We start from the raw sequence: 9,800 nt of genomic DNA on the forward strand, positions 1-9,800 counted from the left end.
TCGACACCGAGGACGAGGCCGTCGAACTGGCGAACGCCACCTCCTACGGGCTCTCCCTCGGGATCTTCACCCGGGACATGGGCCGCGGCCTCGAACTCGCCCGCCGCATCCCCACCGGCATCGCCCATGTCAACGACCAGACCGTCGGCGACGAGGCCACGATCCCCTTCGGCGGACTCGGTGACTCCGGGAACGGCTCCCGCTTCGGCGGCGCCCAGAACAGCGTCGAGGCGTTCACCGAGCTCCGCTGGATCACCGCGCGCCGCAGCGTCCCGTTCTACCCCTTCTGACCGGTGTCGGCGCCGGGACGCCGGCGCCAGGCCCCTCACCCCGTTCAGCTGCCGCTCTTCACCCCACAGTTGTGGAGGATTCCCATGACCCTGGCCGATGTCGTCCCGGGTACCGCCGCCCAGGAGCGCTCCCGCGCGCTCCGCAGGGTCGTCCTGTCGAGCTTCCTCGGCAGCACGATCGAGTTCTACGACTTCATCCTGTACGCCACCGCCTCCTCGCTCGTCTTCGGGCCGGTCTTCTTCTCCGGTCTGGGACCGGCGGTCGCCACCGTCGCCTCCTACGCCACCTTCGCGATCGGCTATCTGTCGCGGCCGCTGGGCGGCATCGTCTTCGGGCACTTCGGTGACCGCATCGGCCGCAAGAGGATGCTGCTCCTGTCCATGACCGTCATGGGTGTCGCCTCGACACTCATCGGCCTTGTGCCCGCGGTGCCGGTGTGGGGCGCGGTCGCACTCATCGTGCTGCGTGCCGCGCAGGGCATCGCGGTCGGCGGCGAGTGGGGCGGCGCGGCGCTCATGTCGCTCGAGCACGCCGGGCCTCAACGGCGTGGACTCGCCTCATCGTTCACCAACGCCGGTGCCCCGGCGGGCGCGGCACTCGGTACGATCGCCCTCGCCCTCGCCGGACTCCTGCCCCGGGAGGACTTCCTGTCCTGGGGCTGGCGTATCCCGTTCCTGCTCTCTGCAGCCCTGCTGGTCGTCGGCCTCTTCGTACGCCGACGGGTCGAGGAGAGCCCCGTCTTCCAGGAGGCGATGGCCAAGGCGGACGAACAGAAAGCACCTTCAGCCAAGGAGCCGATCCCGCTGCTGCGGATCCTGCGGCGGCCGCGGAACCTGCTCACCGCCGGACTCGTGTGCATGGCCGGCTTCGCGATCCAGGCGCTGTTCTCCACGTTCGGCATGACGTACGCCGTACAGCACGGCATCACGGAGGGGCAGGCGCTCGCGGCCTTCGCGATCGCCGAGGTCGTCGCGATCCCCGTCATCCTCGGGGCCGCGCACCTGTCCGACCTGCACGGGCGCAAGCCGGTCATGCTCGCGGGCATCATCGCGATGGCGGTCCTGGCCTGGCCGGTCTTCGCACTGCTGCGCTCAGGCAGCTTCCCGCTGGTGGTCGCAGCCTTCCTGCTCAGCATGTCGCTGTGCCAAAGCCTCACCTTCGGCCCGCTGCCGGCCTTCACCGCCGAGCAGTTCGGCACGCGGGCCCGCTACACCGGGGCGTCCCTCGGCTACCAACTCGCGAGCCTGCTAGGCGCCGGCTTCACACCGATGATCGTCGCCTCCCTGGTGGCGGCGGCGCACGGCGGTGTCGGCAGCACCGTCGGCTACCTGACGGCGCTGTGCGCGATCAGCGCGGTCGTACTCATCGCCTTCGTCCGGGAGACGAGGGACAACGACCTTGCGGCGGATCCCCAGGCATGACGCCCTGGCGCGAGCGGGGCGGCCTGGTCCGGACCGCCCCTACCGCTCGGCCGTCCCAGTGAACTGCTCCCCGGCATACCGCACGAAACTCCGCGCCACACGGCTCAGGAGCCCCTCGTGCGGCCAGGCGACGACAAGCCGCACGGCCTCCGGCTCGGGCGTCGCGATCTCCCTGAAAACCACTTCCAGCCCCTCATACGTCGTGGCCGTACCTGGGCGCTGCAGCATGATCGTCCAGCCGAGCCCGCGGCCGACCAGAGCGCGCACCGTCTCGTAGTTCTGGCTCCGGTACGAGATCCGCGGGGAGAATCCCGCGCGCGAGCACACGTCGGCGGCGTGCGCGGAGCTGGGCGTGGTGTCGAGCAGGACCATCGGCTCCTCGGCAAGCTCACGCAAGTCCAGCGGACCCGGGTCGGCGGCGAGCCGATGGCCGCAGGGCAGCAGGACGCCGGGTCGACGCTCGAGGAGCGGCCGGCTGCCCCACTGCGGGGGCAGGTCCAAGTCGTACACGATGACGAGGTCGAGCTCCCCGCCCTCGAGTCGCCGCTGTAGCTGGTCCTGGACGTCCTCGTGGAAGGTGACCTCGACATCCGGGTACTGGGAGGTGAAGCCCTGGAGGAGCGTGGGCAGCACGGTCGGGCCGACGGTGGGGTAGCAGCCCAGGGAGAGCCGCCCCGTCAGTGTGTCCTCGCCGCCCGCAGCGGCGGCCTCCAGCTCGGCGGCCTGATGCAGGAGCAGGCGCGCATGGGTGAGCACGGCCTCCCCGGCGGGCGTGAGCTGCACCCCGTGCGCCCGCCGCCGCACGCAGAGCGTCGTGCGCAGAGAACGCTCGAGCTCCGTCAGCGCCAGTGACACGGAGGACTGCGAGACGAGCAGCCGCTCGGCCGCCCGGCTGATCGCCCCGGTCTCGGCAACCGCGACGAACACGTGCAATTGCCGCAATGAAAATGAGGGAAGCCGGTCTGTTCGGGGCATTCGGCCAGAATAATCGCGCCTCTTTTGCGAGCAGCAGGGCGGTTCAGCGCCAGCATGCCCTGTCTCGCCCTGCGGGCGTCAACGTCAACAGTTCCGGTTCCGTCCCTGGCTGATCAACTGGTTGCTGCCCTGGGCGGGGTGACGGTTGGCACTCTCCGTCGTTCTGACCTGCGACCACCTCGGCAATCCTCGGGCCACGCGGCCCGCCGAACCCTACGGACCGACCGGGCGAGGAGGCCAGTAGCAGTACGCAGTCGAGTTACTGAATGACGTTACTGAATGACGCGCCCGCCCGGCGGACCGCCAGGAGCGCCGCGCCGATGTCCGCCGCCGCTCGCGGATCGGACAGGGAGCGGCCCGACAACTCCTCGACGCGGCGCAGCCGGTAGCGGACGGTGTTGGGGTGGACGAAGAGACTCCGCGCCGCGTCCGTGGCGGAGCCGGCGGCGGCGTACCAGTGCTCCAGGGTCTCCAGGAGACGGGAACGCTCTGCGGCCGGGAGGTCGAGCAAGGGCTGGAGGACCGCCTCCACGAGGTGTGCCGCCTCGGCCGGGGCGGCGGCGACGACCATGGCGAGCGGATTGTCGTCGAACCGTGCGACGCCGGGGCCGGTGCCCTGGAGGCCAGCCAGCGCCAGACGGGCGAAGCGCAGAGCCTGGGGGGTGTCCCGCAGCGAGTGAAAGCACGGGCTGACACCTACGCGGGCGCCCGCGCGGCGCAGGATGCGCAGGCAGGTGCTCTCCGCCGTCGCCGTGGGCAGGGCGGCCAGACCGATCTGCTGGTCGGGCAGCAGTCGCCAGGCGAAGTGGACCTGGGCCTGACGCAGCGCCGCTTCCGTCCCCGCCAGCGGCTCCTCGCCGGGAGCGTCGGCCGCCGCCGCGGCGACCACGTAGGGCCCGCGGTCGGGCAGACCCAGCTCGCGGGCGGCCTCCCACAGCGTGCGGTCGGCGATGACGCCGGTGAACAGCGCCTCCACCAGTGCCGAGCGGCGCGCCTGACGTCGCGAGGTCAGCTCGGCGGTGGTCTCCCGGTAGGCCGCCGCCACCGCCTCCGCGTAGCGGCCGAACAGGGCCCAGATCTCCGCGGACTGGGACACCAGTTGGGCGTCGGTGACCTCGGGATGGGTGCGTGCCTCGGCGAGGATATCCGTCCACAGGAGCTCGAAGCCGATCCGGTACGCGTGCAGGGTGTCCGCCAGCGGCACGCCCTGCTCGGCGCGGAGGCGGCCGGTCTCCCGGGCCGGGCTCGGGTCCTGCGCGCCCGCGCGGCCGAGCTGGTTCAGGAGCAGGTCCGCGTTGGCGGTGCACGAGCGGCGCAGCGAGTCGAAGGGGATCAGCGACTCGTCCTTGTAGGCATCGACGTCCGAGCGGATGCGCTGCGCCATCCGCTCGCCCAGTTCCGGCAGCCTCGCATGAAGCGCCGAGACCACCCCTGAGAGGTTCATTCCCGCAGCGTAACGCCCCTGTTTTGTGCTCGGGAACAATCCGGGAGGGCAGACGCTGTCCTACCGTACATAGGCCATCGCCACGGACATCTGCACGATGTCGTCAACGTGAACAGCGGATTTCGAGGGCGACGTTCGTGGAGGCGGTCATGGCCAATCTGGCGGAGTTCCTGGTGGAGACGGCACGGCGGCAGCCGGAACGCCCCGCGCTGCGACTGGGGAGCCAGGTGACCAGCTACGCGGAGCTCGACGAGCGCAGCGCCCGCGCCGCCGCGCTGCTGCGGGCCGAGGGCGTACGGCCGGGAGACCGGGTCGCTCTGATGCTGCCCAACGTTCCCGAGTTCGTCGTCCTGTACTACGGCGTGCTGCGCGCCGGAGCGGTCGTCGTGCCGATGAACCCGCTGCTGAAGACCCGGGAGACCGAGTACCACCTGCGCGACTCGGGCGCGGAGATGCTCTTCGAGTGGCACCAGGCGCCGGGCGAGGGCGCGCAGGGCGCGGCCGCCGCCGGAGTGCGGCACATGGCCGTCGAGCCCGCCGCCTTCGCGGGCCTGCTGGCCGGTCACGAGCCGCTGCCGGAGGTGAGCGAGCCGGACAGCGAGGACGTGGCCGTGCTGCTGTACACCTCCGGCACCACCGGCCGCCCCAAGGGCGCCACGCTCACCCACGCCGGGCTGCGGCACAACACCGAGGTCAACGCGGTCGATGTGCAGCGGATGACGGCGGAGGACGTGGTCGTGGGCTGTCTGCCGCTGTTCCACATCTTCGGCCAGATCTGCACGATGAGCGTGACCGTCCGCGCCGGTGCCTCGCTCACCCTGATCCCCCGCTTCGACCCGCAGACCGTGCTGGACGCCATCGCCCGCGACCGGGCGACGATCTTCGAGGGCGTACCGACCATGTACGCGGCGCTGCTCCAGCATCCGTCGGAGGCCGACGTGTCCACGCTGCGGATGTGCGTCTCCGGCGGAGCCTCGCTGCCGGTGGAGATCCTGCACGGCTTCGAGCGTCGCTTCGGCTGCGTGGTGCTGGAGGGCTTCGGTATGTCCGAGACGAGTCCGGTGGTCACCTTCAACCACCCCGACCGGCCGCGCAAGGCCGGGTCCATCGGCACCCCGATCAAGGACGTGGAGGTGCGGCTCCTCGACGACAAGGGCCAGGACGTGGCTCCCGGCGAGATCGGCGAACTGGCCGTCCGCGGGCCGAACGTGATGAAGGGGTACTGGAACCGCCCGGAGGAGACGGCGGCCGCCATGCCGGACGGCTGGCTGCGCAGCGGCGACCTCGCGCGCCAGGACGAGGACGGCTACCTGTACATCGTCGACCGCAAGAAGGACATGATCATCCGCGGCGGCTACAACGTCTACCCGCGCGAGATCGAGGAGGTGCTCCACGAGCACCCGGCCGTTGCGCTGGCCGCGGTGGTGGGCGTGGCCGACGCACATCTTGGCGAGGAGATCGCGGCCGCGGTGGTGCTGCGCCCGAAGGCGCAGGCCACGCCCGACGAGCTCCGGCAGTTCGTCAAGGAGCGGGTGGCGGCGTACAAGTACCCGCGCGAGGTGTGGCTCGTGGACACGCTGCCGACCGGCCCCAGCGGCAAGATTCTCAAAAGGGAGATCAGCGCGCCGACGGGGTGAGGTCGATCGTCTCCACCTCCGCGCCTGGCTGTCCAGTATGCGACCCGTTCGGTCCCCGCCCTCCGTGGCGTGCGGGGACCGAACGCTGCATCTGCGCTCTTGAACAGCGGGTCCGCAGAGGCTCCGCTTCACGGTGTTACGGCGTGAACAGGGCGAGGTTCACCTCGTTGGCCATCCGCTCATAGCCGGCGTCGTTGGGGTGCAGGTGGTCGCCGCTGTCGTAGGCGTCGTTGAGGGCCAGAGGGTCGTCGGGGTCATGCATTGCCTTGTCGAAGTCGATGACGCCGTCGAAGTCGCCACTGTTGCGGATCCACCCGTTGACGTCTTGGCGGACCCAGCCGCGCAGGGCTTCGGGATGGATGCCGAGGTCCCGCGCGACATGCGCGACGGGCCGGCCGGTGACCCGGACTTCACGGACCGCGCGCTCGCGGAGCTCGTCCGGGTATTTACGTGGTGCTGCCATGGTGCTGGTGGATCTCCCTCGCCAGGATCGTAACCCTGGCATCACGGACTCCGCGAAACGGGGTGCAGCTCAGGATCTGATCGCGAAGCTGTACCGGGTGCGGCTGACCGAGCCAGGGCGTGGGCAAGTACCTGCGCCGCTGGGGCTTGTCCTTCCAGGGCCCGGACAAATGGGCGGTGGAGCAGGACGCGGAAGCGGTGCGTGTCTGGCGGGAGGAGACCTGGCCGGCGATCCGGGCCAGGGCGAAGGCCGAGGGTGGTGAGGTGCTCTTCGCCGACCAGGTCGGCATCCGTTCCGACCAGGTCACCGGCCGCACCTGGGGCGCCAAGGGGTGCACCCCCGTCGTGCGCCGCACGGGCAACCGGTTCTCGGTCAACGCGATGTCCGCGATCAGCACGAAGGGCCGGATGCACTTCATGGTGTTCACCGAGGCCTTCGACGCCGACGTCATGTGTCGCTTCCTGGACCGGCTCGCGGGCCACGTCGACCGTAAGGTGCACCTCGTCGTGGACGGCCACTCCGCGCACCGCTCCCGCAAGGTCCGCGCCTGGCTGGCGGATCACCCGGACCGCATCGAGCTGCACTTCCTGCCGTCGTACTCGCCGGAGCTGAACCCTGACGAGCTGGTCACTGCCGACCTCAAACGGAGCTTCCGATGCACAGCCGGCCCGCGACCAGGCCCAGCTCGCCGCTGAGACCCGCCGGTTCTTCCACCGGCGCCAGGGGTCAGCCACACATCGTCCGCTGCTACTTCGGCAGCCCACACGTCCGTTACGTCCTCGAATAGGACCCTTTCGGTTTCGGATCAATAAGTGGAAGGGCATCCGCACACCCGAGGACATCCAGGAGCGCATCACCGCCTGCACGGACCTCGACACCCTCGCCCACTGGCTCGACCGGGCCTGGACCGCGACCGACGCCAGAGATCTGTCCGCCTGAAAGGCCGACGAACGGGCACCCCCGTCGGGTCACCGGGTCGTCGATCGGTAGGGCGTCCGCCGTAGGAGAACTCATCGCGCCCGGCCCCAAGACCATGCTCAGGAATCTGGTCAGACGTTCGATCCGTCGGGATGCTCGGAGTAAACGGGATGCTCAGCGCAACCCGGGTTGTTCGGTGTCGGAAACCGCAATGGGGAGCTACGGCCATGAAGGCGATCGTTCAGGATGCGTACGGGTCGGAGGATCTCCTGGACCTGCGTGACATCGACCGCCCCGTACCGGGCGACGACGAGGTGCTCGTCGAGGTACGTGCCGCCGGTGTGGGGCCCGAAGTGTGGCACCTGATGACAGGCAAGCCGTACGTGGCCCGGGTCGCCCTCGGACTTCGCAGGCCCAAGAACCCCGTCCGGGGCTGGGACGGGGCCGGGCGGGTCGAGGCGGTCGGGGCGAAGGTGACCGACTTCAAGCCGGGGGATGAGGTGTTCGGCAACTGCGAGGGGGCCTTCGCCGAGTATGCGCGTGCCAAGGCCGACAGGATTGTGCTCAAGCCCGCCAACCTCACGTTCGAGCAGGCCGCCGCCCTCCCTGTCTCCGGCATGACCGCCCTCCAGGCCCTCAGCGGCAAGTCCCGCCCCCAGCCCGGTCAGCGGGTCCTCGTCATCGGCGCGTCCGGCGGCGTGGGAACGTACGCCGTCCAGCTCGCCACGATGTACGGCGCCGAGGTCACCGGCGTCTGCGGTCCCGCCGGCGCGGACCTCGTCCGGTCCCTGGGCGCCACCCACGTCATCGACTACACGCGCGAGGACATCACCGACAGCCCGCACCGCTATGACGTCATCGTCGACAACGCGGGACTTCGGCCGCTGCCCGTACTCCGCCGAGCCCTCACGCCACGCGGCACTCTCGTCATCGTCGGCGGCGAGGGCGGGAGCGGTTTCCTCGGCGGTATGAGCCGTGGCCTGTGAGCCGTCCTGCTCTCCCCCTTCATCGCCCAGAACCTCCGCAACCTCGTCTCCCTCACCCGCCGCGAGGACCTCCTGACCCTGAAGGACCTCACCGAGAAGGACCAGATCACCCCGGTCATCGACCGCACCTACCCCCTCGCCGAGGCACCCTCAGCCATCCACCACCTGAGGCAGGGCCACCCCCGGGGCAAGCTCGTCGTCACCATCTGACGACTGCCCGCCCCAGCCCGGTCAGCGGGCCGGAATTGGGTTGAGGTGCTCGGCGTGGCGCTTTCAGAATGCGACATGGACGACAACCCCACCATCACCCAGCTCCCCGCCGCCCTGACGGAGTTGCAGGCCGCTGCCCAGGCCGCCGGTTTCACCATGTCGTGCGAACCCCGTACCGGGAGCCTGCTCGCCACCCTCGCCGCGACCCGCCCCGGCGGTCGGATCCTCGAACTGGGGACCGGTGTCGGCGAAGGCACCGCCTGGCTGCTCGGCGGGATGGACAAGGCGGCCGAGCTGGTGAGCGTGGAGCTCGACGACGCCGTGCAGGGCATCGCTCGGCGGCAGTTCGACGGCGACGAGCGCGTCCGCTTCGTGACCGGCGACGGCGGGCGCTGGCTGGAGGAGTACGACAGCGCCCCCTTCGACCTCGTCTTCGCGGACACCTGGCCGGGGAAGTTCACTCACCTCGACCGGGTCCTGGAGCTGGTCGCGCCCGGCGGGATGTACGTCATCGACGATCTGACGCCCCAGCCCGGCTGGCCGGACGGTCACGAGGCCGCCGTGACCGATCTGCTGGCCGCACTGGAGGAACGCTCCGACTTCCGCACCACCCGGCTGACCTGGTCGAGCGGCCTGCTCATCGCCGTACGGGACGCAGCAGATGACGTAGTGGACGTGCGAGCCGGCGTCTGAATCACCAGGTCCAGGCCCAGCTCCGTACGCGCCGCCCGCACATGGTGCAGCCCTTCGACCGCATCGAGTCCTGATGCTCGCCGACCCGGCGCCCACGCGGCCGGGCCACCAGCGCCTCAAGCCCACCCCCGTTAGACTCTTCATTCGCGCTGGTCAGAGCCATGCGCGTGGTGTACCACCAGCAGACCAAGAACCTGCTGTTGGCCTTGAGGGAGAAGCGACTACCCAACGCGTCGCGGTCCTTCGGAGACGCGAAACGGCCCAACCGGCTCGCTCGAGATCATTCACGGGCTGCCCTCAGGCCGCCGCCCTTGGCGCGCAGCCAAGGGAAACCCGCTGGTCACGGCAGGCATGGCGGGCGTGGTGGTCGCAGGTGGTCGCACGAGACTGGGAGTGTCGGCCCCTCCTCCGCCTCCGGGAGGCGATCCCCATGCGCACCACCGCCGGCCGCGGCCGCGTCTACCGCAGGTGCGGCTGCCGAGACACCCACCGCCGCCAGCTCGGAGCGCGCTGCCCCCACCTGCTCACCGACGGTCACCACGGGACGTGGACGTTCGCCGTCGACATCCCCGCTCTACGCCGCCACCGCACCACCGTCCGGCGAGGCGGCTTCACCAGCCACGACGCCGCCGAGGCCGCACTGCGGACGTTCCTGGAGGGCGAGGTCGGCGGCTTCAACGCCGACCCGAACCAGACCGTCGCCGACTACCTGAACACCTGGCTGACGGCGAAGACGCTGGTGCTCAAGCCGACCACCATGGC

Annotated in this window: 8 protein-coding genes and 2 pseudogenes; 7 read left to right on the top strand and 3 right to left on the bottom strand. The window is 70.3% G+C overall.

Annotated elements, in window-relative coordinates:
- Positions 1-290: aldehyde dehydrogenase family protein (locus ACTWQJ_RS37965; protein ID WP_443310992.1), on the top strand; the 290-nt coding region annotated here is incomplete at its 5' end.
- Positions 291-374: 84 nt separating this feature from the next.
- A complete protein-coding gene (locus tag ACTWQJ_RS37970) occupies positions 375-1,712 on the top strand; it encodes an MFS transporter (protein ID WP_443310993.1) in 1,338 nt (445 codons plus the stop codon).
- 39 nt (positions 1,713-1,751) lie between these two features.
- Here the strand turns inward: ACTWQJ_RS37970 and ACTWQJ_RS37975 are convergent, their stop codons facing one another.
- On the bottom strand, positions 1,752-2,645 hold the full coding sequence (locus tag ACTWQJ_RS37975; RefSeq protein WP_443310994.1) for a LysR substrate-binding domain-containing protein: 894 nt from the start codon (positions 2,643-2,645) through the stop codon (positions 1,752-1,754).
- A 301-nt stretch (positions 2,646-2,946) separates the two neighbouring features.
- On the bottom strand, positions 2,947-4,116 hold the full coding sequence (locus ACTWQJ_RS37980) for a PucR family transcriptional regulator (RefSeq protein ID WP_443310999.1): 1,170 nt from the start codon (positions 4,114-4,116) through the stop codon (positions 2,947-2,949).
- 164 nt (positions 4,117-4,280) lie between these two features.
- Here ACTWQJ_RS37980 and ACTWQJ_RS37985 point away from each other — a divergent pair, with 164 nt between their 5' ends.
- Positions 4,281-5,768 (top strand): long-chain-fatty-acid--CoA ligase, encoded by a 1,488-nt coding sequence (locus ACTWQJ_RS37985; RefSeq protein ID WP_443310995.1) that lies wholly within the window; start codon positions 4,281-4,283, stop codon positions 5,766-5,768.
- Positions 5,769-5,904: 136 nt separating this feature from the next.
- Here the strand turns inward: ACTWQJ_RS37985 and ACTWQJ_RS37990 are convergent, their stop codons facing one another.
- Entirely contained in the window at positions 5,905-6,231 is a 327-nt protein-coding gene (locus ACTWQJ_RS37990; RefSeq protein WP_443310996.1) for a transposase, read from the bottom strand.
- 119 nt (positions 6,232-6,350) lie between these two features.
- On the opposite strand from ACTWQJ_RS37990, the gene ACTWQJ_RS37995 reads away from it, so the two are divergent.
- The 4 genes and pseudogenes from ACTWQJ_RS37995 to ACTWQJ_RS38010 form a co-directional block, all read left to right on the top strand.
- Positions 6,351-6,926 (top strand): IS630 family transposase, encoded by a 576-nt coding sequence (locus tag ACTWQJ_RS37995; protein ID WP_443310997.1) that lies wholly within the window; start codon positions 6,351-6,353, stop codon positions 6,924-6,926.
- Between the two features lie 450 nt (positions 6,927-7,376).
- Positions 7,377-8,345, top strand: a pseudogene (locus ACTWQJ_RS38000) (NAD(P)-dependent alcohol dehydrogenase).
- A gap of 54 nt (positions 8,346-8,399) precedes the next feature.
- Positions 8,400-9,038: an O-methyltransferase gene (locus ACTWQJ_RS38005; protein ID WP_443310998.1), complete on the top strand. Its 639-nt coding sequence runs from the start codon at positions 8,400-8,402 to the stop codon at positions 9,036-9,038.
- Between the two features lie 430 nt (positions 9,039-9,468).
- Positions 9,469-9,800, top strand: a pseudogene (locus ACTWQJ_RS38010) (hypothetical protein); the annotation flags it as partial.

The sequence above is a fragment of the Streptomyces sp. KR55 genome (assembly GCF_052245645.1).
In the GTDB taxonomy this organism is placed as follows: Bacteria; Actinomycetota; Actinomycetes; order Streptomycetales; family Streptomycetaceae; genus Streptomyces; species Streptomyces flavusporus.

What these genes read in the sequence shown, in the direction of transcription:
- ACTWQJ_RS37985 (WP_443310995.1), top strand. Translation starts at nt 4,281, where the DNA reads ATGGCCAATCTGGCGGAGTTCCTGGTGGAGACGGCACGGCGGCAGCCG.
- ACTWQJ_RS37970 (WP_443310993.1), top strand. Translation starts at nt 375, where the DNA reads ATGACCCTGGCCGATGTCGTCCCGGGTACCGCCGCCCAGGAGCGCTCC.
- ACTWQJ_RS37990 (WP_443310996.1), bottom strand. Translation starts at nt 6,231, where the DNA reads ATGGCAGCACCACGTAAATACCCGGACGAGCTCCGCGAGCGCGCGGTC.